The organism is Candidatus Zixiibacteriota bacterium (genome assembly GCA_014728145.1).
Taxonomy (GTDB): Bacteria; Zixibacteria; MSB-5A5; order JAABVY01; family JAABVY01; genus WJMC01.
In genome coordinates this window covers 1-26,436 of record WJMC01000070.1, presented here as the reverse complement: position 1 = coordinate 26,436, position 26,436 = coordinate 1, and the positions used below count along the sequence as shown (strand labels likewise).

25 protein-coding genes and 1 tRNA gene are annotated in these 26,436 nt (G+C 49.0%); 14 read left to right on the top strand and 12 right to left on the bottom strand.

Going from position 1 to position 26,436, the window contains the following annotated elements; genetic code table 11:
- Positions 1-284: 284 nt before the first annotated feature.
- The 9 genes from GF404_04480 to GF404_04440 all read right to left on the bottom strand — a co-directional run bounded on the left by GF404_04480 (position 285) and on the right by GF404_04440 (position 7,265).
- The gene (locus tag GF404_04480; GenBank protein ID MBD3381435.1) at positions 285-1,421 is read right to left on the bottom strand and encodes an aminopeptidase; all 1,137 of its coding nucleotides are present in this window, start codon (positions 1,419-1,421) and stop codon (positions 285-287) included.
- A 64-nt stretch (positions 1,422-1,485) separates the two neighbouring features.
- A complete protein-coding gene (locus GF404_04475; GenBank protein MBD3381434.1) occupies positions 1,486-1,977 on the bottom strand; it encodes a hypothetical protein in 492 nt (163 codons plus the stop codon).
- Position 1,978: 1 nt separating this feature from the next.
- A complete protein-coding gene (locus tag GF404_04470; protein MBD3381433.1) occupies positions 1,979-2,620 on the bottom strand; it encodes a hypothetical protein in 642 nt (213 codons plus the stop codon).
- Between the two features lie 16 nt (positions 2,621-2,636).
- Positions 2,637-3,440, bottom strand: a complete 804-nt coding sequence (locus GF404_04465) for a hypothetical protein (protein MBD3381432.1) — start codon at positions 3,438-3,440, stop codon at positions 2,637-2,639.
- Between the two features lie 83 nt (positions 3,441-3,523).
- Positions 3,524-4,915: an amino acid carrier protein gene (locus GF404_04460; protein MBD3381431.1), complete on the bottom strand. Its 1,392-nt coding sequence runs from the start codon at positions 4,913-4,915 to the stop codon at positions 3,524-3,526.
- Between the two features lie 87 nt (positions 4,916-5,002).
- Positions 5,003-5,590 carry a hypothetical protein gene (locus GF404_04455; protein ID MBD3381430.1) on the bottom strand — a complete coding sequence of 196 codons (588 nt, stop codon included), beginning with the start codon at positions 5,588-5,590 and terminating at the stop codon, positions 5,003-5,005.
- A gap of 25 nt (positions 5,591-5,615) precedes the next feature.
- Positions 5,616-6,182, bottom strand: coding sequence for a periplasmic heavy metal sensor (locus tag GF404_04450; protein MBD3381429.1), 567 nt, complete (start codon positions 6,180-6,182; stop codon positions 5,616-5,618).
- Positions 6,175-6,663 carry a hypothetical protein gene (locus GF404_04445; protein ID MBD3381428.1) on the bottom strand — a complete coding sequence of 163 codons (489 nt, stop codon included), beginning with the start codon at positions 6,661-6,663 and terminating at the stop codon, positions 6,175-6,177. Before GF404_04445 ends, GF404_04450 begins: the two co-directional genes overlap by 8 nt.
- 50 nt (positions 6,664-6,713) lie before the next feature.
- Entirely contained in the window at positions 6,714-7,265 is a 552-nt protein-coding gene (locus GF404_04440; GenBank protein MBD3381427.1) for a sigma-70 family RNA polymerase sigma factor, read from the bottom strand.
- Between the two features lie 141 nt (positions 7,266-7,406).
- Between GF404_04440 and GF404_04435 the strand changes: the two genes are divergently transcribed.
- From GF404_04435 to GF404_04420, 4 genes are all read left to right on the top strand, one after another.
- A complete protein-coding gene (locus GF404_04435; protein MBD3381426.1) occupies positions 7,407-7,919 on the top strand; it encodes a hypothetical protein in 513 nt (170 codons plus the stop codon).
- 88 nt (positions 7,920-8,007) lie between these two features.
- Positions 8,008-8,093 (top strand) — tRNA-Leu (locus tag GF404_04430).
- Between the two features lie 117 nt (positions 8,094-8,210).
- On the top strand, positions 8,211-8,912 hold the full coding sequence (locus GF404_04425; GenBank protein ID MBD3381425.1) for a DUF541 domain-containing protein: 702 nt from the start codon (positions 8,211-8,213) through the stop codon (positions 8,910-8,912).
- Position 8,913: 1 nt separating this feature from the next.
- Positions 8,914-10,281 (top strand): response regulator, encoded by a 1,368-nt coding sequence (locus GF404_04420; protein ID MBD3381424.1) that lies wholly within the window; start codon positions 8,914-8,916, stop codon positions 10,279-10,281.
- A gap of 257 nt (positions 10,282-10,538) precedes the next feature.
- Here GF404_04420 and GF404_04415 read toward each other — a convergent pair whose 3' ends face one another.
- The 3 genes from GF404_04415 to GF404_04405 form a co-directional block, all read right to left on the bottom strand.
- Entirely contained in the window at positions 10,539-14,354 is a 3,816-nt protein-coding gene (locus tag GF404_04415; GenBank protein MBD3381423.1) for a hypothetical protein, read from the bottom strand.
- Between the two features lie 410 nt (positions 14,355-14,764).
- On the bottom strand, positions 14,765-15,403 hold the full coding sequence (locus tag GF404_04410) for a hypothetical protein (protein ID MBD3381422.1): 639 nt from the start codon (positions 15,401-15,403) through the stop codon (positions 14,765-14,767).
- 24 nt (positions 15,404-15,427) lie between these two features.
- A complete protein-coding gene (locus GF404_04405; GenBank protein MBD3381421.1) occupies positions 15,428-15,628 on the bottom strand; it encodes a hypothetical protein in 201 nt (66 codons plus the stop codon).
- A 332-nt stretch (positions 15,629-15,960) separates the two neighbouring features.
- On the opposite strand from GF404_04405, the gene GF404_04400 reads away from it, so the two are divergent.
- From GF404_04400 to GF404_04355, 10 genes are all read left to right on the top strand, one after another.
- Complete coding sequence (locus GF404_04400) at positions 15,961-16,887, top strand: hypothetical protein (protein MBD3381420.1); 927 nt, start codon at positions 15,961-15,963, stop codon at positions 16,885-16,887.
- A 5-nt stretch (positions 16,888-16,892) separates the two neighbouring features.
- Positions 16,893-18,647: a DUF4384 domain-containing protein gene (locus GF404_04395; protein MBD3381419.1), complete on the top strand. Its 1,755-nt coding sequence runs from the start codon at positions 16,893-16,895 to the stop codon at positions 18,645-18,647.
- An 81-nt stretch (positions 18,648-18,728) separates the two neighbouring features.
- Entirely contained in the window at positions 18,729-19,082 is a 354-nt protein-coding gene (locus tag GF404_04390) for a hypothetical protein (protein ID MBD3381418.1), read from the top strand.
- A 150-nt stretch (positions 19,083-19,232) separates the two neighbouring features.
- Positions 19,233-20,285 carry a heat-inducible transcription repressor HrcA gene (hrcA, locus tag GF404_04385; protein MBD3381417.1) on the top strand — a complete coding sequence of 351 codons (1,053 nt, stop codon included), beginning with the start codon at positions 19,233-19,235 and terminating at the stop codon, positions 20,283-20,285.
- Between the two features lie 7 nt (positions 20,286-20,292).
- Entirely contained in the window at positions 20,293-20,931 is a 639-nt protein-coding gene (gene grpE / locus GF404_04380; GenBank protein MBD3381416.1) for a nucleotide exchange factor GrpE, read from the top strand.
- A 31-nt stretch (positions 20,932-20,962) separates the two neighbouring features.
- Entirely contained in the window at positions 20,963-22,900 is a 1,938-nt protein-coding gene (gene dnaK / locus GF404_04375; protein MBD3381415.1) for a molecular chaperone DnaK, read from the top strand.
- Positions 22,901-22,926: 26 nt separating this feature from the next.
- The gene (gene dnaJ, locus GF404_04370) at positions 22,927-24,102 is read left to right on the top strand and encodes a molecular chaperone DnaJ (GenBank protein ID MBD3381414.1); all 1,176 of its coding nucleotides are present in this window, start codon (positions 22,927-22,929) and stop codon (positions 24,100-24,102) included.
- A gap of 7 nt (positions 24,103-24,109) precedes the next feature.
- On the top strand, positions 24,110-25,018 hold the full coding sequence (locus GF404_04365; GenBank protein MBD3381413.1) for a methyltransferase domain-containing protein: 909 nt from the start codon (positions 24,110-24,112) through the stop codon (positions 25,016-25,018).
- Position 25,019: 1 nt separating this feature from the next.
- Entirely contained in the window at positions 25,020-25,769 is a 750-nt protein-coding gene (locus GF404_04360) for an RsmE family RNA methyltransferase (GenBank protein MBD3381412.1), read from the top strand.
- Between the two features lie 43 nt (positions 25,770-25,812).
- The coding region (locus tag GF404_04355; protein MBD3381411.1) for a prepilin peptidase at positions 25,813-26,436 on the top strand (624 nt) is incomplete at its 3' end.

The following is a 26,436-nucleotide window of genomic DNA, read 5'->3' as shown; positions in this document are numbered from 1 at the left end:
GGTTTGGAATACGGTTTCAATGAAATGTTCTTCCTGCGGGGCGGATATGTCGGTACCAACCAGGATGAGTACCTCTATGGTGCCAGTTTTGGAGCCGGCGTGAACCTCAAGTGGGGAAGCACAATCATTACATTCGATTATTCCTGGATGGAGAACGAGTATTTCGATGCTCACCAGTTCTTCACAGTTAAGTTCGGTTTCTAAGAAAGCGTTCAGGAAACGAATAAAAAAGGCCGTCCATTTTGGACGGCCTTTCTTTTTTGGCCAAATTCTGACCTCTATAATCAATCCTGCATCTTCAAGTTCTCAGCGGTAAAACCGGCTTCCAGTTCGGAATCGACGAATTTACCATCTTTGCGAATCAGCTTGTCATCGAAATAGATCTCCCCGCCACCATGTTCAGGAGTCTGGATCAGCACTAAATCCCAATGGATATCGGACTTGTTGCCGTTGGGCGCTTCATCGTAACAGCATCCCGGAGTCAGGTGAATCGAACCGCCGATCTTTTCGTCAAAAAGCGTGTCTTTCATCGCGTTCTTGATCATCGGGTTGAGCCCGACAGCGAACTCACCGACATAACGGGCATTGGCATCGGTATCCAGCACCTTGTTGAGCTTGTCTTCATTAGAACGGCAGGTGGCCTTGACTATTTTGCCGTCATTAAACTCGAAACGGATGTCTTCATAGACGATGCCGTCCTTGAGAGATGGGGTGTTATAGTGAATAACGCCATTGATAGATTCACGTACCGGCGCGGTGTAGACTTCACCATCGGGAATATTGCGATGACCGTCGCATTTGACTACACCTATATCTTTGATCGAGAATGTAAGGTCTGTGTCCTGCGGACCGACTATGTGAACTTTGTCGGTTTTCTGCATCAGCTCCATCAGCGGATCCATGGCCTTCGACATTTTCGCGTAATCGACATTGCAGACATCGAAGTAGAAGTCCTCGAAAACCTCCTGGGGCATCTCCGCCAGCTGAGACATGGCATTATTGGGATAGCGCATCACGCACCACCTGGTATGCGGAACACGGTAGTCCAGATGAACCGGGCGATAAAAGAGGGCGTTCCATTTCTTCATCTGTTCGCCGTCGATGTCAGAGAGGTCAAACGGGTTTTCAGATCCGCGGATGCCCAGATACGCAGCCGATTTCTGCATCATGGGCAGGTGGAAATCAGCCATACCCTTAAACTGGTCTTCAGTCGCGTTTTTTACAAACTGGCGCAGGATCGACTCGTCATTGTAGAACCAGAACGGTACCGCGCCTTTCTCTGTTGCCTGCCGGACACATTCTTTTCCGAGGGCCAATGCGTCACTGCCTTTGACCTCGATATAGATATGTTCACCTTTTTGAAGTTCGGTTGAATAGTTGATAAGCGTACGGGCCAGAATTTCGTTGCGTTTATCTTTCATCTCAAAGCCTTTCGTTTAAATTTATTCGGCAATTTAAGCAAAAGGATGTATTGACGCAAGCGCTTTAGGAGTCGTGGAGACGTTTCAGAAGCTGGATTTGGCCTGCGTGATAGATATCATGATACGCGATTCCAAAGAGTATATCCAGGTTATTGATCTTGCTCCCGGGAGGTGTCTTTATGAGTTCGTCATTTGTCAGTTGTTTTACAGCCTCGATCAACTCCTGGTGTGTGTTCTTGAGAAGTTTTTTATCACTTTTCCAGCTTTTTTCATCAGCGCTGTAACTGACCGCAAACCAGTCACTGCCCTGACGTGGGAATTTATCTTTTTTCCCGGGTGTGAACCTGCGCGCAACTCGAAACTTCCAGTAGGCGCAATGCAATACAATTTCCCAGATGCTGTGACGTTTTTCCGACGGTCGCCAGAGCGCTTCCTGGGCATCAACACCCCTGAGTGAACCGTTCAGGATTGCACCGTGCCAGGATTTTTTACGAAATGAATGCTCAATCAACTCGACTACGAAAGCAACAGTTACCGGGCTCTGTTTTTTTGCCATATCATCCACCAAACTTTTCAAACAGGTTCATGATAAAACGCGTTTCCAAAATGCTTCCAACCAGCATTGTAACGGCTGAAACCGCGAACGCCAGCCCGATCAGTTTAAAACCGCCTATCATGGCACCGATTCGGGAGGCGAAATTGAAAGTGCGATAAAACACAGTCCAGAGCAGAGCGCTCAAGGTGGCGCAGATAATCAAAAAGTACCCGCCGAATTCAAGCAAAAACACCGAAGCCAGCCTTGCTGATTCCGGGATATCAGCGAACGCTACCCCCTGGAAGAATTTGCCGGGTATAATCAAAAGAAGCGGGGCAACAAATATCGTACGAACCATCATGGTGAGATTGGCCACGATCCAGTTATTGATAAAAATCAGCTTGCCCATCCCGAAAGAATCCTTGCTGGATAGATACTTATCCCGCATTTGGTTATGCCATTCTTTGTACTTTTTTATAAGGTGGCCATAACCGGGTACTTTCTTTTCGAGATCTCGTGAGAATTTAATTATCGAGGAATCTTTGATCTTGTCGAAATCGACCCAGTCGGCTTTTCCGGCAATAAAACCGGCTCCGATACTGACGACATAGATACCCAAAGTTATCAGGAAAATATTCTTGGCTTTTCTGAGTATGATGAACACCGGATTTCCCTTACGATTACACCTCGGCCTCACCGGTCATCTGCTTATAAACAGCTTCGGCTTCGCGACGGACAATAAACGCTGAATCCCAGATATAATCACCCGACCGTCCCAGGATATCTGCCAGAGCGGTCTGAAGTTTATGATTTTGTTCATCGCTGAGAAATCCGAGATCGCTCAACCGTCCGAGTGATCTGATCGCCTTGGAACGTACGCCCGAGTACTCATCCTGGGTCATTGCGATAAGTTTTTCGAAAATTTCATCGATCAGGTTACGGGGAATATCTTCCGGCTTGATAGCGGTGCACATCTTGCCCAGAGACCTGGCGGCGGAGTCACGCACTTCACGGTCAGAATCTTCAAGGGCTTCGATCATCAGGGGATAAGCTTCAATAATCTTGTGGTCACAGATTTTACCGAGCGCATAGATAATAAACGCTTTCTCGGCTGGATGTCGCGAGGTTTTGTAGGCCTCGATCAGCGGGTTGACCGCCACTCCTCCAATTTTGCCCAGTACCACTGCCAGGTTGAATTCTACCTTGAAATCGGAATCGCTCAGCATTTCCAGCATATACGGAATACTCAGTTCACCCTGTGTGGCCAGGACAGAGACGGCCTTGTTGACAACAGTCTGGTATTCCGGATTCTCATAGGTGTCATAAGTGAAAACCGAGGCGACTGCTTGAAGAGCCTGGCGAAAGTCTTCGCTTTCCAGAGTGGTTATATGTTCGGCAAACCAATCCAGTCCCAGAGCGATCTTGTCCGGATCTTGTCTCGAAATCAGTTTTATAGCGTTCAACAGATCTGGTGATTTTTGCAATTTGAGCCTCCTGTTTAGATTCCAGGCATTCGCGGTATCCGGATGAATAAAACAATGCAGACCGTTAAAGTCAAACCTTTAAATCAGCCCTTTTTACGGGAATCTTTAAGCCACTTGAAATATTTATTGGTCATCCTGACGATAACCGGGGAGAGCAGAAGTATAGCGATCAGGTTGGGCGCTGCCATAAGCGCGTTGCCGATATCCGACAGGTTCCAGACGAGCTCGATCTTGATACTGGCGCCAATTGGGATAAATATCAGAAATATCCACTTATAGATTGTCGTACTGCCTCGACCGAACAGGTATTCGACACCTTTCTCGCCGTAATACGACCAGCTTATCAGTGTCGAGAAAGCGAAAAAAATCAGACCGATCGAGACAATAAAATGACCGAATCCTGGCAGGCTTTTCTCAAACGCCAGCGAGGTCATTTCGGCCCCTTCAACGGCTGTCCAGCTTCCGGAGATTATGATCACCAGTGCGGTCATGGTACAGATCAGGATCGTATCGATAAACGGCCCCAGCATTGCCACCAGTCCCTCACGAACCGGCTGATCGGTCTTGGCGGCCGCGTGCGCCATTGGGGCGGTTCCCAGCCCGGCTTCGTTGGAAAAGATACCGCGCGCGACACCGTACCTGAGAGCGATCATGAAAGCCGATCCAGCCATTCCGCCCGAGACAGCATCGGGATAGAAAGCTGATTTGAAGATCAGCTCGATTCCAGCCCCCGCTGACTCCAGGTTGGAGAGAATAATGAACAACGCGCCCCCGACATAGAAAACGCTCATCAGAGGAACGACTTTCGAGGCAACCTGGCCGATCCGGCGGATTCCGCCGATGATCACCAGTCCAACCAGAAAAGCAATGACCACTCCGAATACGAGCTTTAGCCACAGGTCGCCCTGGGCCTTGGGCCCCAGTACCAATCCTGAAAATGCATTGGCGACCGAATTTGCCTGCGTCATATTTCCGGTTCCAAAGGCGGCAACCGCGGTGAAAAGCGCAAACATCACCGCCAGCCATTTAGCTCCCCGCCCGAGACCGAGCTCCATGTAATACATCGGACCGCCACGCACATTGCCGTCCGGATCAATCTTGCGGTATCTCTGAGCAAGAGTACAGGTGACGAACTTGATCGACATTCCGAACAGCGCCGTCAGCCACATCCAGAAGATCGCACCCGGACCGCCCCAGTACAAAGCGGTCGCCACGCCGGCGATATTGCCGGTGCCGATGGTTGCTGAAAGGGCCGCCGAAAGTGCTTGAAAATGAGTTATCGCGCCCTCGTGCTCGGGCTGATCGTATTTACCGGATATCAATTCGATACCGTGTTTGAAACCACGGAACTGAACGAATTTGAGGATAATTGTAAAAATCAGGCCGGTCAAAAGGAGAATTATCGCCAGTGGCATTCCCCACAGAAAATCGGAGATATCGCCCAGAACGGAATTGATTTGTTCAATAATTCCCATTAATTCGTTTCTAATAAATTTTTGGAATGGTGTCAATAAAAAAAGGGAGAGGTCACCCTCTCCCGGCAATGCAGTTACAGGCACTTATCAGAACCGCGGGCATTCCCTGTCACAGTTGCCATGCCCTCCATTGAGGCATCCAAGGAATCCGAAACCACTTTCTTCAAATTCGTCATCATCGAATTCCTCGCCATGGAAACGCGGACCGCCGAAACCTTTGTAACCTCGACCAGGCCGATCGCAACCATGACCGCGATGACCTTTCTGCTTACCGTGCAAAAACTTCATCATACGCGGGTGGTCCTTTAAGTACTGGATTTGCTCATCGGTCAGGACACTCTTCATCTTGAGCCGATGATCCAGCCTCATCTTGCTGATTTCGGTACGCAGGGTTCCGATCTCGTCCAGCTTGCTCTCCAGCCTCGACTGGGAAGCATCATCGCGCATCATCTCGCGATATTCCACCATCAAGAGCTTAAGATCAGCACGCTTGGGGATCATCAGCTTCTTGTGATCAGAACGCAGGTCAGCCATTCGCTCTTTTTGCTCGGATGTCAACTCCGGGAAATCTTCGAAGTCACCGCGCAGGCGCTGTCCCGGTCCCTGGGCAGAGATCGTTGCCGTACCCAGGATCAAAAGTGCTACTACTGTCAGAGTGATTATTCTCGCCTTCATTACAGGCCTCCTTGTTTTTGGTTTTCTAAAATCCGCTCGACGGAAATCTTCTGTCAGGGTGGCCACCATGCTCGAAAGAGTTTTCGTCGTGTTTTCCTCTATTGTCATTTCTGAATTTCCTGTGCATCATCGGACGATGTTTACCGCCGTCGAGCTTGTCCATGAACATCTTAATCATTTGCCGGCGTTGCTCGGGTTTGAGATGACGACCTTCCTCGAGGATATGCTCGACCGTGAATTTCTTCAGATCGATTTCGCGCCGGGCGATTTCCTCGATCAATGAATCGATATCATTCTGGTCAGGAGTTTCCTCGGTCATCTCCCTGAAAAGCTCGAGTTTCATTCGGCCGATTGCCTGGATAGGTTCCTTTGCATATTCCCAGTATTCCCGACGAGATTCTTCGAGAGATTGCATCTGCTCCGGAGTGAGATCGAGTTTCTCGCGCATTCTCTTGAAATGATCGGGACGTTCGTGTTTCTTGAAGGGCGCTGGTTTTGGGTGCGTGAAACGCTCGTAAAGAATCGTACCCGTAGCCACCAGGTTGACGACCGTCAACAATCCGATAATTATAATAAAGGCTTTTTTATTCATCTAACCCCCCGTTCTCACCCAGCTCGAGGTACAAACCCGGAAGCGAATTGTCCGGTACAGCCTCAAACATTTCGAGATTGTAGTAATCGCTTAAGAGGTCTTCTGAGCCATTGGCCTCATAGATTCGGGAATCAGTAATGCCGTGTCCCATGATATAACCGACAGCAATTGCTATTGTCAGAGACAGTACTGCGAACGCTGGTTTCAGTTTACCACTGAAGATCATGAGAATATCTGACAGGCTGACATGGTTTTCCTCGTAATCATCGACTTTAGCCTGTACTTTAGCATAGAAGTCAGATGAAATCTCGAGTGCCGGTTCGGCCTCAGTCGCCCTGTAAACCGACTCGAAGCGAGCCACGAGCTCGCAACAGTCGGAACAGTTTGCGAGGTGGTCCTCGAACTCTTTCAGATTTTTCCGGCTGAGTTCACCTTCGACGAACTCGATCAGCCTGTTTTCTATTTCAGCGCATTTTTTCATATCATCTTCACCTCGCTCTATTTGACACGATATTTATCAAATTCTTTCATTCAATCTCTCAATTTTTTCACCAGGATCTCCTGCAGTTTCTTTTTGGCTCGAAAAATCCGTGTTTGCACGTTGGAAAGCGACAATTTAAGGGTGTCGGCCACCTGTTGGTAAGACAGCTCTTCCATCTTATTGAGCATAAATGGGATCCGTAGTTTCTCGGGGAGCTCGTCCAGGGCTTCGTAAAGAGTTTCAGAGTTGTTTGAGGCCTCCAGAACATGGTCGGGCTGATCATTGGGAGAGGCGGTTTCATACTGAAGAGCTTCCTCGGAAACCAGCTTATCATCCTTTTTACGGCTCCTGAGGTAGTTCAACGCAGTATTTACGGTTATCCGGTATATCCAGGTGGATGGATCCGCATCACCCCGGAATTTTCCCGCTTTTTTCCATATATTGAGAAACACCTCCTGGGCGATATCCTCAGCGTCCTGGCGATTGCGTGCAAACCGAAATGCCAGCGAAACTACCCGGGACTGATGGTTTTCCACCAGCTTTCGGAAAGCCGCAGAGTCCTTTTTGGCTACTTTTTGTATAAGGTTGTATTCAGTCATCATCGCAATTCAGGTTAGACACAATTTCTGGATTATTATCGCAAAATAAAAGTATAAAATTTCAGGTTTTGAGCAGGCAGTTATAATTATCCGCTTGACCCCGAATGCCTTTGACGCTAAGTTTAAACTATGCGATTTTTTGTAATGCTACTTTTTTCCCTCCTGTTGTTTGTTTACGGTTGTTCTGACGATGACGGGGTCGGTCCGGGCGATGAATCAGGTCCGCTCCGGGATCTGGTCAGAATCGAATCAGTAAATGTCTCACCCGCTTCTACTGCCGAGGTCGAAATCTACATGGAAAACACTGTTGAGCTGGCGGGCCTGGTACTGCCACTGACTTGTAACGGAGATTACATCAACCTTGACTCCGTGACCTATTCGCAGGGTCGGTTGGCTGATCTGTCGCAGGTGAACTCATATATTTATTCCGCTCAGAATCAGGTAGTCCTGACTGCTTTCTTCGATGAAAACGAAATCATCGATACCGGGCGGGGCAATATCTTCGTACTTCATCTTACAGTCGCTCAATCATCGCCATTGCAGGAAGTGGTCATCGACACCGCTTTTATAGCTCCGGCAGGCCGGCTGGCATTTTATGATACCACTTCACAGGGATTTGTACCAAGTTTCGAAAAAGGTGTCCTGACTGTCCGCTGATCCACAAAAATCTTAAAAACTATTTGACTTAAACTTTCACTAATTTGATATTGATACATCCCGCAAACGCGGTTCTACCGCAATTTATGCCGGAGTGGCGGAATTGGTAGACGCAAGGGACTTAAAATCCCTCGGCAGGTAACTGCTGTGCCGGTTCGATTCCGGCCTCCGGCATGAAAATCATATCCGACGCAAAAGGTGGATTATAGCTCCACCTTTTCTAATTATACGGACTGTTTTTGATGACTATACGGGAGTAAACGATTATCATTCGATAAACAGGGAGGCCCAATGAAAAACGTCATTATATATTTAATTGGAATATTTATGATTACGAGCATCGGCTTAAGTGCACAGCAATCTGACACCAGGACTATTACGGTTACAGGCGAGGGCGAAATTGCGATCAGGCCGGAAAAGCAGGTTATCAGGATACCTATAATAAGTTTGTCAGAGGATCTCGAAGAAGCTAAAACGGACAATGATTCCCGCCTGTCAGCGATCGAGGATATCCTCGAGTTGTTCTCCATAGACGATGAGAATATGGAGATTCGCAATTTTGAAGTTCGCTCGTCTGACGAAAGAACCGCGAAGCCAGGTAAAGAAAAAACTTACAAGGTGATGCGTGAAGTGCTTATTGCCGTCGAAGCCGGGGATATAAAAGAGGAACTTATCGACGCTTTAATTAATGCCGGACTTGACAGTTTCAATGCGTCCGGTTATATCTATCCCGGAAAACAGGAATACGTGCGCAAAGCATACCTGAAAGCTGTCGAAAATGCTGGCCGGAATGCGCGGGAGATGGCGAAAGCGCTCGGCCTCAAGACGGGAAGAATTCTATCGATCAAAGAGGGAAGACCCAATGGCAGGTTGAACCCGGATGATGACGACGATGAAATCATGCATAGATACGTAAAGACGGAGAATTCTGGGTTGAATGGCGAAGTCAGGTTGCTTGTAACGGTCACCGTTCAAATAGAGTTGCAGAACTGAAATGATTGCTTTTAGAATATTGATTGTCGATGATGAAGACAGTCAGCGGGAGATGCTGGCCGGATACCTGTCTAAAAAAGGCTATCGTATCAAGACCGCCGGATCGGGGCAGGAAGCTCTCGATATTTATGAGAACGAAAGCTTTGAAATTGCGCTTCTGGATCAGAAGATGCCCGGCATGGATGGTCTCGAATTGCTGTCCCGCCTCAAGCAGATCGATCCCGAACTGCAGGTGATCATGATTACTGCCCACGGTACCGTCGAAACGGCGGTGACTGCTATGACCAGCGGAGCTTACCATTATATTACCAAGCCGATCACCAACCTCGATGAACTCCTGGAGCTGATCCGACGTGCCGGGGAAAAGCATTACCTCCTGCGCGAGAATCGTTTCCTTAAAGAGCAGATCAATGAGAATTACGACCGCTTTGAGATAGTCGGTGACAGCAGGCAAATGAGAGAGGTACTATCGACTGTCAGTTCAGTAGCTCCCACTGACAGCACCGTGCTGGTGACAGGTGAATCGGGAACCGGCAAGGAACTGGTAGCGCGCTCGATTCACCGTATGTCCGGTCGAGCAGAAAACAATTTCGTGGCGGTCAACTGCGCCGCGTTGCCGGAGAACCTGCTCGAATCTGAACTCTTCGGCCATACCAAGGGTGCCTTCACGGGTGCGACCTCGGCACGGGAGGGACGTTTCGAGATGGCTGACGATGGGAGCCTGTTTCTGGATGAAATCGGTGAACTGCCGGCCGGGATCCAGGTCAAACTCCTGCGTGTGCTCGAGGATAAAACTTTCGAAAGGGTTGGTGGAAACCGCCCGATCACTGTCGACGTGCGTATTATTGCCGCCACCAACCGCGACCTCAAAAGAGAGATGAGAGAGAAGAAATTCCGCGAGGATCTGTTCTACCGGCTTAACGTGATCAATATCCATATACCGCCATTGCGCGAACGCCGGGATGATATCCTGCCATTGACAGATCATTTCATCAGCAAATTCAGCACACGGTTCAATAAAGAAATCAATGGCATAACACCTCAAGCCAAAGACCTGCTTCTGCGCTATGACTGGCCGGGCAATGTGCGCGAACTGGTCAATGTGCTTGAAAGAGCAATCGTACTCCTGAGAGGCGACGTCATCGATTCAACCGATCTACCACTGAATGTGGAAGAAATTTCACAGGAGAAACGGGCATTTGTGTCGGAAGCGGAAATCAAAAGTATCAAGGAAATCGAAAAAGAGCATATCCTGCGAGTGCTGGATTTCACGGACTGGAACTTCAACCGCACTGCCGACCTGTTGGGGATTCACCGCAATACCCTGCGCATGAAAATCAAAGATTACGATCTTACCCGGCCTGAATAGAGAAAGGGCCGTTGTTTTGGTGACAACAGCCCTTTTCATCATACCCGCATAGGTGTGATTTAGTGGGGAAATATTTTTCTACAAAATGTTAAACTGCTTTTCAACTCATTTATACCGCGTACGATCTTATTAAGATAATCATTTACTTAGTAAGCAGTGCTGGTTGCATAAATAATATCATTTTATTGATAAGTCAAGAAAAAAGAGACCCGTGCAGACACGAGCCTCTTCATTGAAATTATAAACTGTATATTCAATTACTTCATCGGTGCAGTCATTAACCCGCATTCGCAGGGAGCCGGACTGCCCTGTATGAAGGCATAATTGATGATATAGATGGCATCGGAAACGTCCACTATGCCGTCGCAGTTTACTTCACCGGATTCCTCCGGATCCGGAGCGACACCGCCACCGAAGGCGAAGTTGACGATCAGGACAGCATCGGTCACGTTCACCAATCCGTCAGCATTCGCATCGCCACAGATATAGGACTGTTCGATATGCAGGTCGAAGACCTTTTCATCGAAACTTCCAACATCGTCGGCAACATGGGCTGTAAAGGACATATCGCCATAGATGACCGGCGTGCCGGACAGAAGACCTTCTGATGACAAAGTCAATCCACTGCCATCGAGATCATTGTTCTTGTCGCTCCAAATCAGAGGTGATGTGCCTCCCGTGGATGCCAGTTGCATATTGTAGGCACTGTTCTGTTCGGCATCTATCAGGGAATCGGTAGTGATCGCAACTGCCGTGTTGATCGTGAAATCGAACTGCTTGTCCTCGGTATCGGTGGCTTCGTCAGAGACACGCACAATCAGGCTGATCGGTCCGCTTGCAGAAGGCGTCCCGCTGATTTCTCCGGAGGCCGAGATGCTTAAACCGGTGCCGTCAAGTCCGAGGTTCTGGTCGATGAATGTCAACTGGCCGGTACCTCCGACAGCCTCGACTTGCTGAGTGTAAGCATGACCGATAGTCCAGTCCGGAAGCGATTGAGTAGTAACCTGTATTGCAGGATTGATCGTAATCGAGTAGCTCTGCATATCAGAGTCACCGGCGGCGTCGTAAGCCATCACCGAAAATTCGAGAAGTCCGGATGTGTTCGGGGTGCCGGAGATTTCACCGGAGCCAGACAGGCTTAGGCCGGTTCCGGCCAGGTCACCGTTTAAATCACTGAACACGATCGGCGCGGTACCGCCGGTGGCGACCACCTGCTGTGAGTACGGCTGATTCACTGTCCAGTCCGGAAGCGTGGCGGTCTGTATCTCAAGCGACGGGTTTATGTTAAAAGTAAACAGCTTTTCATCGGAAGAGGGCGCGTCGTCCTCGACCATAGCGGTAAATGTAATCTGCCCGGTTGAACTCGGGATGCCGGTCAAGAGACCGTCACTATTAAGTTGCAAACCTGTACCGATCAGGTCACCATTTTTATCGGACCACACAACATTGCCGGTACTGCCTGCAGACTCGAGCTGTTTGTCATATTGCCGGCCGACAGTCCAGTCAGGCAGGTTATCGGTAACGATAACGAGACCGGAATCGTAGCATTCATAGGTCTTGACCCAGAAATCATCAAGCCCGGCTTCCACAACAGATCCGCTTCCGAGATCGGAAACCTCGAACTTAACACGCATCTGATTGGACGGCACAACGTAATCACTGGCCCAGAAGTCGACCTCATACCAGCCACCACTGGCTTCGTCAACAGGGCCGATCGTTTCAACCAGTGTCCAGTTAGCACCGCCATTAGCTGAGATATAAACATACATTTCGTCGTTGTTGGGATCAGCGCCGGAGTGATTCGAATACCAGCGGGCGTAATGAATCAGGCCATCGCCGGCTGACAGGTCAAAACCCGGTGAAGTGAGAATAGTGGTTCCACCGTCGACATCGGAGTTGCCATCGACATTGTCAGTCAGGTAGCACTGACCGGAACCATCGTAATCATTGGGCGGATCACCACGGTCACCACCACCAACCGGGGTGCCGCGATTCCATTGGCCGTCGGAGGCATCACCGGAAACCGTCCAGCCCAGGTCGCTCTCGAAATCATCCACGATAACGGATGTGATCTCGGTCGCAACTAACGCGCTGTGCGGTGTCGACGGGTCCGGGTCGTTGAAAGTCCCGCTGGTAGTTTCATCAGCGGAGACATAGAAATCAATTCGGCTGTCACATTCGGCAGAAGGCAGGGAGGCTGAATAGAGATCATCGAAAAGATATGTCATCGGCGTGGTATTGAACAAACCGCCGTCAATGCTGTAATGCAGTGTCGGGCTACCGGCCACGACCGAACCGCCGAGAATACCGGAAATTTCGACTTCAAAGGATTCGCTCTGATTCGGCATCACGCTTTCCGGAACTCCATTGGGATAATCGAAAACCAGCGACGGTCCCGGCGTGGACACATTGACCGCGTTCCAGGCATCCGCCACTGCGTTGGTCCAGGCCGCGTCCAGATCCAGGGCGGCACTGATCGTTCCCAGAGCACCTTCGTGATAGTCCGTTGTCGAAGTCCAGTAAAATGCGTTGGCGCGGTAAGCAACCTGCATGGCGTTCTCGACACCAATTCCGGTTACAGTTACGCCGTTATGAGTTCCGCCGTCAGACAGCAGGAAGAACCACTTGTTGCCGACACCGCTGTTGGTATGCACACCGCAGTAATCGTTGAGCCATGAAGGTGAACAACCTACGACATCGATCCAGTAGGGATCACTGGTGCCATAAGTATCCGGATCGCTGAAGTCATGGGGTTCCGACATCGAACGAAACGGTACACCCGATTCACGACCATTTTCTCCCATGTCCCAGTCGGGAGTATCAATGGAATCGTGTGCCCACTCAAAGGCGGCACCGATCATGTCGGAAAAAGCCTCATTCAATGCGCCGGGTTCTTTTTGGTAGACCAGCCCGGAGGTGTATTCGGTTACCGCGTGGCCCCATTCATGAGCGATAACATCGGGACATCCGGCCAGAGAACGCCATCCGGAGGACCAGCTCCAGATAACAATTCGACTTCCATCCCAGTAGGCGTTGTTGTCGCCGTCACCGGAGTAGTTGACGATCGTCAGCATCGATGCGCCATTGTTATCATAGCTGTTGCGGTTAAACTCGTTTAACAGGTAGTCGTAGACCATCGAGGTGTAGGCGTGCCCGCTTACCGCCGGCGCATGAGAGCTTTCATTCCAGACATTGTCGGCATCGGTGGCGATACTGCCCGGCAATGAAGATCCGGCCACATTGGTCTGAATGTAATTGCCGTCGGGCATCTGGCCGTTATGGCCATGCGGATTATTGTTTAACTGACGGGTATAGTCGATCATCTCGTAAACAGATCCGTTGTAGTCGGTATCGAGATGATTGAAAGTATTGCCCATCACACCGGTACCGGTGCCGATATCATTGGCGTCCATGATCCGGTTGGCCTTGAAGATAACAGCGCCTGTCCTGGCGTCGACGAAATATTCCCAGCGTCCCATCGGGGAATCGGAATATACAAACATGCGCCAGGATAAATGGTATTCGCCTTCCCACGGAAATACAACAAGTTCGGGATCATCCGGTTTACCCTCGCCAAAGAATCCGGCCAAATCGTCAGTAGCTATCCGGGTCGCCTGCGTCGGGTCGAGATTGGGACGGGCATCGAGATTTTTAACAGGTTCGTAATTACCGTTAACCACACGCAGTTCACCATCGGGCGCGAAATGAGCGATCATCTCACCTCCGATCACCTTCAATCCCTGGTAGTTCTGCGTCAGGCGTAGATGTCGCATTCCGATTTCATCGACATCCATGCGCTTGACTGAAAGCTCTTCGCTCGGGCTGTTCATATTGAAGGCTCCACGGTTGGCTTCAAAAAATTCAAATGCTACCTGGGCTTCCTGGCCGCGGGTAGCACGAGTTTCCGAGAGCTGACCGCGCACAAAACTGGTCACTCCGTTGTCATCTTTTTCATGAATGGTCACTGTCGGATTGGCAGATATCCTGTCGGGACCGCGAAACCCCTCGGAATCAGCCATCAATCCGACGGCGAATACAAGTATAAAAAACACTACCATAAAAATTTTTTGCATTACTTCCTCCTGTCATTCAGTTTGGCAATCTATAAAGTATTATTTCAAATTAATTCGGATACACCTGATTTGCAGGAAATTTGCTCTTTCTGATCTGTGTACAGCTCAATCCTGGAGCGCAACAGTATCCTTGCTCAATAGCTGCATATATATTTTTGCGGTATTGATAAAAGCTATTTCGGGGGAAACAACCGGCTGATAACCCAGTGCGCCGGAAATTTGTGTAGTTGACAACACCAGCGGAATAGCTCCTCTTAAGTTGTTTTCTCAAAAGCCAGACGACTGTGAAGACGGTACAAGCCGTAAATCATTAGACCGTTCTAATAATAAACGAAAATCCTATTCTGTCAAGCGAAAAATCGCTCTATCTTTCCATAATATATATACTTAGTCAGAACTAAAACCGCTATTTACAATGGGCAGTTCTGGCAGGGAAGCGGTGAACCGGGTACAAAAGCATAATTTATTATATACACAGCGTCAGAGACATCCACCATGGAGTCACAGTTGACATCGCCGACATAATACGGCTCAGGAGCAGTCCCGCCTCCGAAAGCATAATTAATGATAAAAACAGCATCGGACACATCGGTGTTCTCGTCGAGATTAACATCCCCGCATACATACGGTTCCGGCACCAGCGAAATCAGGGTGACATCGTCAAAGCAGACCTGCGCGTTCAAAAGTGAAAGTTGGATATAACCAGAGTTATACGCATTCATCAAAAGCGTGTCCTGGACCTCATGCATGACCTTGCCGTCACGCAGTCCAACCATTTCATCACCGATCAATTCGATCGTAAGCTCATGCCAGATACCGTCCTGTCCGAGCCATTCGGCGCTGTCAACCTCGACGCAGTCGTTGTAAACCGATATGCCGTCGACAATTGCAGTCATACAGATCTTTGCGCTGTCGTTATGGTAATACAATGCGAACTGGTTGGTGAAATCATCCACCCAGCGCAGAGATCGATTTTTGTCAGGTTCATACTCGTTCAGTATCACCTGGGTACTCAAAATCAGCCCCTCATCATAAACATACGAACTCACGGTTCGTGCAAATGCTCCGCCCCCTCACGTACCGCAGGAGATCGTGCAAAAAGAATTATTCTCACTATGCCAGTCGCCCAAAGTCAATATCCAGTTCTCCATCGAACCGCCGGAGAAATCGTCCTGGAAAACAACCTCCTGGTCAAGGCCGAAAAGGCTTCCACAAGTGAGTAAAAAAAAGATCACGACAAAACCGATGCAGAGGGTGACAAGTCGTTGGGGCATTGCTCCTCCCGGGTTGGAATTATTCTCTCAATCGCTTAATAAACAACAATATATATCAAAAAGCTGATAAATCAAGATAAATATTATCCTGTCAGTAAAGTATAGGCGACGATTTTAAGAGTACAAATTCAATGCATATAATTTAAGGCCAGCACAAAATATGTGCAGGGCGGGGGCACAATAAAATCTTTCAAGAATTAACTAAAGCAGTAAAAGTCATATAATCTATTGTCAGGTAATGATTAAGGAGATTGCCATGATGGCTGTGGGAATTGGCATGAACTATGCAATATAATAACCACAGAAAACAGTTTTTTTTACGGAGGAAGGAAATGAACTCGGCTACTGCAAAAAATTTACGAACTATAAAGCTTCTCTTCGGGCTAATCCTTCTGACATGGGGAACGGCCGTTTTTCTGGGCTGTGAGGATTGTGACGATTGCCTGATAGGCTACGACAGCACTCCTCCGGCCGTTCCCCGTGGTCTTTATTCGGTGACCGGCGATGAGGCGGTTTTTTTGTACTGGTACCCTAATGATGAGTACGATCTGGATTTCTACGTGGTTTATCGCTCGATTGAAGACAACGAAGGGCCCTATTATGAAATCGGCAAGGTTTACTGGGACGAGGAGACCGATTTCGTCGATCGTGACGTTACCAACGGCAATACATATTATTACGCGGTCAGCGCGGTCGATGAGTCCCGCAACGAATCCGATCTCTCCTATGATTACGTTCCGGATACTCCGCGGCCGGAGGGTAGCGGGGTCCGGGTTTACGATTATTATCAGGACCCGACTGCTTCAGCGTTCGATTTCTCCCGCTACCAGGTGGTCGACGGCGATGATCCCGATGCCGACGTCTGGTTCGATTACTTCGTCAACAACGACGGTGTCGGCGCATTTTTTATCAATGTCCAGAACGATCAGACGGATATTCAGGATTACGGTTACACCTCAAATCTGGACGCGGTTGACTGGTCGCCCGAGGACGGCTGGAGTGAAATCGGCTATTCCGAGTTAATTTTGGGCCATAGCTATATCATCTGGACCGCCGACAATCATTTCGCAAAACTGCGCGTAACAGATTACAGCGTTGCCGGTGGATGGGTCAAGTTCGACTGGGCCTACCAGGTCGACAGGGGCAACCCGGAACTTGCGCCGAAACGTCCAGCTCATGATTTTGGTTACGGCCAGAGGGAGCTTGCGCAGTTCAATAAACAGAATTATCATATCATGAATAATAAAGTTGAGAGGTGATCGCTATGAAACGGCTTAAGATATTGACATTCAGCCTTGCGATTGTTCTGATCCTGTCCGCCTCACTGGCGGCTCAGGCTTATAACTATCCCGGCTGGCGTGGCGTTAAAGGCCACGATGGATCGCTTGATATAGAGGTCTGGACAAATAAAGAAGAAGGCGCATCATTTGGACAGGGCGAAAACCTGGTGGTGTATTTCAGGGCCAACAGGGATTGCTATGTCACGGTTTACGATCTGAACACCGAGGGTGACATCAATTTGCTGTATCCTTATGATCCCCGCGATGACCATTTTATCGAGGGCGGACGGGTATACACCATTCCGGATTACTACGATGACTTTGTCTTGCGGGTCAATGGTGATCCGGGACTGGAATTCATACAGGCGGTCGCTTCCGAGGATTACTTCGATGTCCCCCGCTGGGGCTCGAATTTCCGCGACCCTGACAACTGGCGACCGATCGACCGTGAAAGCGAAGCGATCCGGTACCTGCAATATATCAACGAACGTTATTTCAGGATAGAAAACTGGCGCGATTTTCGCAGTGACCTGGACTACACCTATTTCAAGGTACGCCAGGACTGGCAGTATGCCTGGGACTCATACTATTATGACGATTATGATTACTATCACAACGACGTCCACTTCGTCTACCATCCCTATTACTACCGCCCGGTCTACTACGATCCCTGGTGGGATCCGTGGGATTGGTATGGTGTAATTTATATCGATTATCCCTATGGCGGTGAGATCTGGATCGACGGCATCTACTATGGTATCGCTCCGTTGTTTGTTCCACGAGTATGTGTCGGCTGGAGAAATGTGCGCATTGTTCACCACGGTGATATTTATTATTCTGGACGGGTGCGGATCAGAAGCGGTAGTACCCATGATCTTTATTACGATGGCAAGTATCGCTGGAAGTCTGAAAAGAGACGTGGTCTGGATGGGTCAGGTGACCCGGTAGCGAACAAGTATTACCCCAGGGAGAAATCGATCAGCTACAAGAGCTCAGCCAAGTATACATTTGGGGGCAAATCCGGAAAATCGAAGACTTATACGACCAAACGCGAAAGCTATAAAGACGGCGCAGGTTACAAGAGCAAAGGATCGAAGTACAAATACGAGGGCAGTGCGGATAAAAACAGAAAAACATACAAGACCAATACTTCTAAATCAGGAAAAACGAAAAGCAAGGATAAAAGCACATACGACCGAAAGTCAGGTTATAAATCCAAATCTTCGAGTCCGTCTAAAACCAGATCACCAGGTGAAACGAAAACGAAATCAAAAACCGACACAAAGAGCAAGAAATCGGGTTCCGGGACATACGAGAAGAAATCCGGTTCAAAGTCAGATTCGAAATCATATAATTACAAATCTGACTCGCGGGAACTTCCAAATTCACGTTTCGAGTGGAAAAACTCATCCACAAAGAGCGGATCGGATAAATCCTCCGGTTATTCCGGAAGCAGTTCCTACAAACAGCGCAATAACAGTCCGAGTTACAACAGGAAAAGCAAAACTAAAACCGATTCAAGGCCAGCCTACAACTCAAATTCGAAAAGCAGGAACAGTTCCGGGACTAAATCACAATCATCCGGATACTCGACCAAGAGCAGGTCATCCTCGAATTCAGGTTCCAGCGGAAGCTACCGCTCAAAGAGCAGTAGTTCCAGTTCCCGAAGCAGTGGCTCAAAAAGTGGATCCTCCTCGAGTTCAAAAAGCGGTGGCTCGAAATCCAAGCGGATTAAGTAATTTATTCGAACGAGTTGACCGGAAGTTTGTAAATTATATGTTGACATTTGACAAAATGTCGACAACTTATAGTGTGTAGCCATGATGAAAAGAATTGTATTCATATTGACGGCAGGCTTACTCCTGCTGGCGACAAGTTCATTGCCAGCAGTCGATAAAGTGCCCAAGGATTCCGGTTCTGCGGAGAAGAAACAGGATAAAAAGAAGCAGGACTCCCGGGAATATCAGCCCTTTATCGACAAAAACAACAACGGGGTCGACGATCGTCTCGAATCTGAGCGACGTAAGAAAACCAAGGTCGAACCGAAAAGGGAAACCGAGAAAAAGCAAGCTGATGATTTGAATAAATATAAATCTGACTCTGCTAAAAACAAGGCCAAAGGGGACACCAGTAAAACAGATTCTAAAAAGGAGTCGGACAAGAGAAAGAAGTAGACAGTTTTTGAACAGGTCTAAAGCGCTTTTTAACGAACTTATCGGATGCGAAAGCGTTATAAGATTTGAATTTGCATTTTTGAGATAGGGCTTGACACCCTATTTTTTTTGATATAGAATTAGCACTCATCGGTAGAGAGTGCCAGACAGATACACGAGGTGAGTGACTTGAACAGCGAAAACCTGAGCAGGCGAGAAATTGAGGTTCTGCATGCCCTGATCGACTGCTACATAAAAACAGCCCAGCCGGTCGGCTCACGTCGTCTGGCCAACAAGTACAGGCTGGGCATTTCACCCGCCACCATTCGCAACACACTGCAGGACCTGGAGGACAGGGGACTGACTTACCAGCCACATACATCGGCCGGACGGATTCCGACCGAGCAGGCATACAAGATCTATGTCCAGAGCCTGATCGAAATCCAGCCTCTCAACGATACGGAAAAGGCGATTATCAAAAGTCAGTTGACCACCGGCAGTATGGCGATCGATCAGATTCTCGAGCAGGCCTGCAGGCTCTTATCTAACATCTCGAGCCAGCTCGGTGTCTCGGTCGCTCCTCGATTTACAGAGGGGATACTGACCCGTCTGGAGCTGATCCCGGTCGCGGAAACTAAGCTTCTGCTGGTGATTGCAATAAAATCAGGTATAGTAAAATCTGTAGTAATGGAAGTCGAAACCTCGATCAACCCCAAGATGGTGGAGGAGACTTCGGCAATATTAAACGAACGCCTGGTGGGACTCAAGCTGGGCCGGATAATTGAAACCATTCATGAGAGATTCCGTGACGTTTCTTATGGCGATGCCCGTCTGTTGAGGCTGTTCGTCGATTCCGCCGACAAACTTTTGACTACGCAGGAAGAAAAGGATATCCATATCGTCGGTACGCCAAATATAGCCTCTCAGCCGGAATTTCAGAATCCGCGGAAAATCAGCGAATTGGTCAGTTTTCTTGAGGAAAGAAAGAATATCATACAGGTGTTGAATTCGATCGCGCTCTCCGATGGTGTCGTGGTGACAATCGGAAAGGAAGCGAACCTGGGAAACCTGGACAGTTGCAGCCTGGTGACCTCGACCTATTCGGCTGGTAAATCGACCGGTACAATCGGTGTAATCGGCCCCACCCGGATGCAATATTCCAAGTTGATGTCGATCGTTGATTACACTTCTAAAGTCATCAGTGAAATTTTATCCAAGGAGTGAAATAGATATGGCGGATGAGGAGAGAGATTTGAGTCAAAAGCAGGAAGAAGCTAAAACCGAAGATAAAAAAGCAGAAGAAAATGCTGTTGAAAACGAAGGTGAAGAAGTCGTTGTCGATGTAGAGAGCAGAAAATCCCTCGGTCTCGACGGCATAATGGAACGCGCGGAAAAGATGGTCGATAAACTGTCTTCGCTTGAAAAAAAGCTCAAAGAAAGTGAAGAACAAAACCTCAGGCTGGCGGCCGAATTCGACAATTACAAAAAACGCACCGCTCGCGAAATGAAAAGCCTGACAGAATCTGCCAACAAAAGCTTGATTACCGAGCTTCTGGAGATTACCGACAATTTCAAGCGCGCGCTTGAATCTGACCAGTCGGCTGAAAATGTCGAGGCGGTTTACAAGGGCATGGAAATGATCTACGGGCAGTTCGACAAGCTTCTCAAGGCCAGGGGATTGACCGAAATTAAGGCCGTGGGTAAACCGTTCGATCCCAGTTACCATGAAGCGGTGATGACTGTGGAGACCGATGAATACCCGGAAGATTTCGTTGCCCGGGAAATCCAGAAGGGGTATATGCTCAAAGATAAGGTTCTGCGTCATGCTAAAGTGGCTGTGGCCAAACCCAAACAGGAAGACAACCAGTAATATATAGATTGAATCGATCTGGAGGAAATATATGGGAAAAGTTATCGGTATAGATCTGGGAACTACGAATTCATGCGTGGCCGTAATGGAAGGCAGCGAAGCGGTTGTAATCCCGAACGCCGAGGGTAACCGCACCACTCCCTCAGTGGTAGCATTTACCAAAAGCGGGGAACGGCTGGTGGGCCAGCCTGCCAAAAGACAGGCTATCACTAATCCGGAAAACACTATTTTTTCAATAAAGAGATTTATGGGACGCAGGCATCAGGAAGTCTCCGAGGAAGAAAAGATCGTTCCATACAACGTGGTCTCCAGTGAAAATGGTGACTGCCGGGTTCAGGTCGGTGACAGCCAGTACGCTCCGCCGGAGATCTCCGCGATGACTTTGCAGAACCTGAAAAAGACCGCCGAGGATTACCTGGGTACCGAAGTCACCCAGGCTGTGATTACGGTTCCGGCCTATTTCAATGACTCCCAGCGTCAGGCCACCAAAGACGCCGGCAAAATTGCCGGGCTGGAAGTCCTGCGCATCATAAATGAGCCAACAGCCGCCTCGCTGGCTTACGGCCTGGATAAGAAGGACGATCAGAAGATCGCTGTTTATGACCTCGGTGGCGGTACCTTTGATATCTCTATTTTGGAGCTGGGAGAAGGTGTTTTCGAGGTTCGTTCGACCAACGGCGACACCCATCTGGGCGGTGATGATTTCGATCAGCGCATAATTGACTGGCTGGCTGATGAGTTCAAAAAGGAAAATGGTATCGACCTGAGACAGGACCGAATGGCGCTTCAACGACTTAAAGAAGCGGCCGAGAAAGCAAAATGCGAGCTTTCCTCGACCAACCAGACTTCAATCAATCTGCCGTTCATAACCGCAGACCAGTCCGGCCCCAAGCATCTCGATCTGACCCTGACCCGGGCTAAGCTGGAACAGCTCGTCGATGACCTTGTCTCAAGGACCGAACAACCGTGTAAGAGCGCGTTGCGCGATGCGAACCTGAAGCCGGATGATATCGACCAGGTGATTTTGGTCGGTGGCCAGACGAGAATGCCAAAGGTACAGGAAGTGGTCAAGGCAATCTTCGGGCGCGACCCGCACAGGGGTGTCAATCCTGACGAGGTAGTCGCGATCGGCGCAGCCATCCAGGGCGGGGTGCTGGCAGGCGATGTCAAGGATGTCCTGCTTCTCGATGTCACGCCTCTTTCCCTCGGTATTGAAACTCTCGGTGGCGTGATGACCAAGCTGATTGAAAGAAACACGACTATACCGACTAAGAAAAGCCAGATCTTCTCGACCGCTTCGGACAACCAGCCGGCGGTTTCGATCCATGTTCTCCAGGGCGAACGCGAAATGGCGGTCGATAACCGTACCCTGGGAAGATTCGATCTCGTCGGAATACCTCCGGCCCCGCGCGGTGTACCCCAGATCGAGGTGACTTTCGATATCGACGCCAATGGTATCGTCAATGTCTCCGCACAGGATAAAGCTACTGGTAAAGAACAGAAAATCAGGATCGAATCCTCTTCCGGTTTGTCGGACCAGGAAGTCGATAAGATGGTAAATGACGCCAAGGCTCATGAGGATGAAGACAAGAAGAAAAAGGAATTGATCGATCTTCGCAATCAGGCTGATCAGGCAGTTTATACGACTGAAAAAACTCTCAAGGATAACGCTGATAAGATTCCAGAAGAAGATAAGAAGAATATCGAAGAAGCTATCGAGAAGCTGAAATCATCGATGGAGACAGAAGAAGCCGAGATCATCAAGCAGAAAATCGACGACCTGATGACAGCCTCGCATAAGCTGGCTGAAATCCTGTACCAGCAACAGCAGAGCCAAAAGCCGGGTGGCGAGCAACAGCAGGAAACCGGCCCGGAAGCAGGAAGCGGTGAAGACAAAGAACAGTCAGGCGAGTCTAAAGATGGTGCGGTAGATGCCGATTTTGAAGTTGTCGACGACGATAAAAAGTAATATCATCCCTTGAGTGAAAGAGCAAAATGGCTGAAAAAAGAGACTATTACGAGGTGCTCGGCATTTCACGCGATGCCGGTGACCAGGAAATAAAAAAGGCGTATCGTAAACAGGCACTCAAGTATCATCCCGACCGCAATCCCGGCGATAAGCAGGCTGAGGACAGGTTCAAGGAAGCAACCGAGGCCTACGAAGTCCTCAAGGACCCGCAACGTCGTCAAATCTACGACCAGTATGGCCATGCTGGTTTGAACCAGCAGGCCGGTGGCTTCGGTGGAGGCTTTGGAGGCGGTTTTGGCGGATTCGATATCGCCGACGCGCTTCGGGCTTTCATGCGCGATTTCGGCGGTTTTGGTGGATTCGAGGATATCTTCGGCGATATGGCCGGTGGTCGTCGTCGTGGACGCGGAAGGGTTAAAGCCCGCGATATGCGTGTGGACCTCAAACTCAGCCTGGAAGAGATCGCTGTTGGGGTGGAAAAGAAAATCAAGATCCGCCATCATAAAGTATGCTCCGAATGCGACGGTTCCGGGGCGGCCTCTGAACAGGCCAGACAGACCTGTTCGAAATGTAAGGGACGGGGAGAAGTTCAACAGGTTACCCGCTCTCTGCTCGGTCAGATGGTGTCGGTCACTGTCTGCGACCAGTGCGGGGGCAAGGGAAAGATCATTACCGAACCATGCCGGGAATGTCGCGGGGAAGGCGTTGTCAGCGCTGAAAAAACAGTCAAAGTCGAGATTCCGCCCGGCGTTTCCGAGGGCAATTACCTGACCCTGCGGGGACAGGGCAATGAGGCTCCCGGTGATGGTATCAACGGCGACCTGATTGTCATGATCTACGAAAAAGAGCATGAACATTTCACACGACAGGGTGATAATATTGTAATCGAGGTGCCGATTTCGTTTTCACAGGCCGCGCTGGGAGCAAGTATCACGGTGCCCACACTCGAAGATGAGATGGAGATGAATATCCCGGCCGGCACACAGTCCGGCAAGGTCTTCAAGTTCCGCAACAAGGGGATTGGCCACCTGCGTGGAATGGGGCGAGGTGATCAACTCGTGCGGGTGGCTGTCTGGACACCGACTCGCCTGGACGAACAAACTAAGAAGCTGTTTGAGGAATTGGCCCAAAATGAGAAAATCAATCCCCCCAAACCTTCAAAAAGCTTCTTTGAAAAATTGAGAGAAACCCTGGGCGTATAAACTATAAATGCTTGTCTGTTTTAGTGCGGGGAAGATGGATAACAGCAAATCTCCGAACGGATACACGGAAGTATCCCTGGTGATCCCCCGGGATCAGGAAGAACTCGTCGCTAATTTTATCATCGAAGAGATCGCTTTCGGACTGGTCACCGAGGATGTCAATGATGGGATCAGGGTGATATTCTATATTCCTAAAGCTGATGATGCCACATCGAAAATAGAAAAACTCGAAAAGTATCTGGACCTCATGAATGTCCCGGCTCCGTCAGGTGGATTTAAAATTAAATGCGGGGAGATCGAGGAAATAGACTGGATCAGCCAGTACCAGCGTGAATTCAAATCGGTGGATCTGGGCCACATCGTGATTAAAACACCCTGGGATAAAAACGATTACAATGATAAAAAAGTAATAACAATCGAACCCAAGATGGCGTTTGGGACCGGCAAGCATGAAACCACCAGGCTTTGTTTGGATGCCCTTCAAGGCGAAGTTAAACCCGGCATGAAGGTTCTTGATCTCGGTACGGGGTCGGGAATACTTTCGATTTACGCGCTCATGCTGGGAGCGGAATCCGCCTATGGTCTGGATATCGACCTGGAAGCTGTCCCCAACGCATTAGAAAACGCTCAGATTAATGGTGTTGCGGATCGCTTCCAGGCGGAGCATGGTTCCATGGATAAAGTCACCGGCGAAAATGTATACGACATGGTGATCTCCAACCTGATTTACGACGGCATCATTGAACTCTTTAATGATTTCATGCGAGTATTAAAGCCTGACGGGACTATGATCCTGTCCGGTATCCTCGATGAACAGAGAAACGATCTGAGTGAATATATTGAAAACCGTATTTCTGCCGATATAAATATAATACAGTTGAACGAGTGGCTTTGTTATATCCTCAGGATGAAATAGTATGCAGGAAGCATTTACATATTTCTATGTCTCTCCTCAAAATGTAAACAACGATGAGGTCATATTCTCAGAAGAGGAGAGTACTCATATCACCAAAGTATGCCGTAAGAGTGAAGGTGATGAGATATACGCCACAGACGGTCTCGGCAATCGCTATCTTCTGCGCATCTCCGACAACAATGAAAAGAAAGTGATAGCTGAAGTACTCAACACTGATATGGATATCAACGAACCCAAGCTCAAGCTTTCGCTGGCGGTTCCCTGGACAAAAGATCCCAAGCTGGACCTGATAATCACCAAATGTACCGAGCTGGGGGTATCCAAGTTTGTGTACTATACCGCCGATAAGTCGGTTGTAAAAAAAGACGACGATAAAATCGAAAAGAAGATCGAACGCCATAAAAGGCTTTCGATCAGCGCGGTCAAACAGTCACTGCGATGTGTGGTGCCGGAGATGCGGGATATTGGCAGTTCTCATAATTTTAAGCGCTACCTGCATTTCTATGAATCGAGTTACTACGCTGACCTCAACAGGGATGCTCTCCCGCTCGATACCGCGCTCAAAGGCCAGCTTCCGAAATGGCTTCTCCTGGTGATCGGACCGGAAGCCGGATTCAGTCGCGAGGAAAAGATCATCCTGGAAGAAAACGGGGCTCTGCCGATTTCCCTGGGACCCCGCCGGCTGCGTTTCGAGACTGCCGCGATCGCCTTCACCTCCATGGCGCTGGCACTTTTAGGCGAGTTGAGCTAATTGAAATTTAAATTTATCAGGCATTTTTCCGATTAGATATAATATGGATCCGGTATGGTCTCAACATATCTACATCTATACCCTGCTGGGACTTCTGGGGCTGTCCCTGGGATCGTTTTTGAATGTGGTGATTTATCGCTTGCCATTTGGTAAATCAGTCATTAAACCGCGTTCTTTCTGTCCCAGTTGCGGAACGACTATTCCCTTTTTCTACAACATCCCAATATTGAGCTATCTGCTGTTACGGGGGAAATGCAAGTATTGCGGGAAGCGGATATCGCCTCGCTATCTGATCGTGGAGGTCGTTTCGGCCATGATTGTGGTCGGCTTTTACATGGTATTTGGGCCAGGCTGGGAGTTTGTCGGTTACACAATCTTTACACTCGCTCTATTGGCTGTCTTTTTGATCGATTTCGTGCATTACATTATCCCGGACCAGATCACCTATCCCGGTATTGTGCTGGGCATGCTGTTTTCTTTTGTAAATCCGCAGATCACAACGCTCGAATCGGTTTTGGGTATTCTGGTCGGTGGCGTCGGCCTGCTTCTGGTTGGCGTTCTGGGCGATTTGCTCTTTAAAAAAGAAAGCCTGGGTGGAGGAGATATCAAACTGGCCGCTATGCTGGGAGCTTTTCTGGGATGGAAGAACGTCCTGTTTATCTTTATC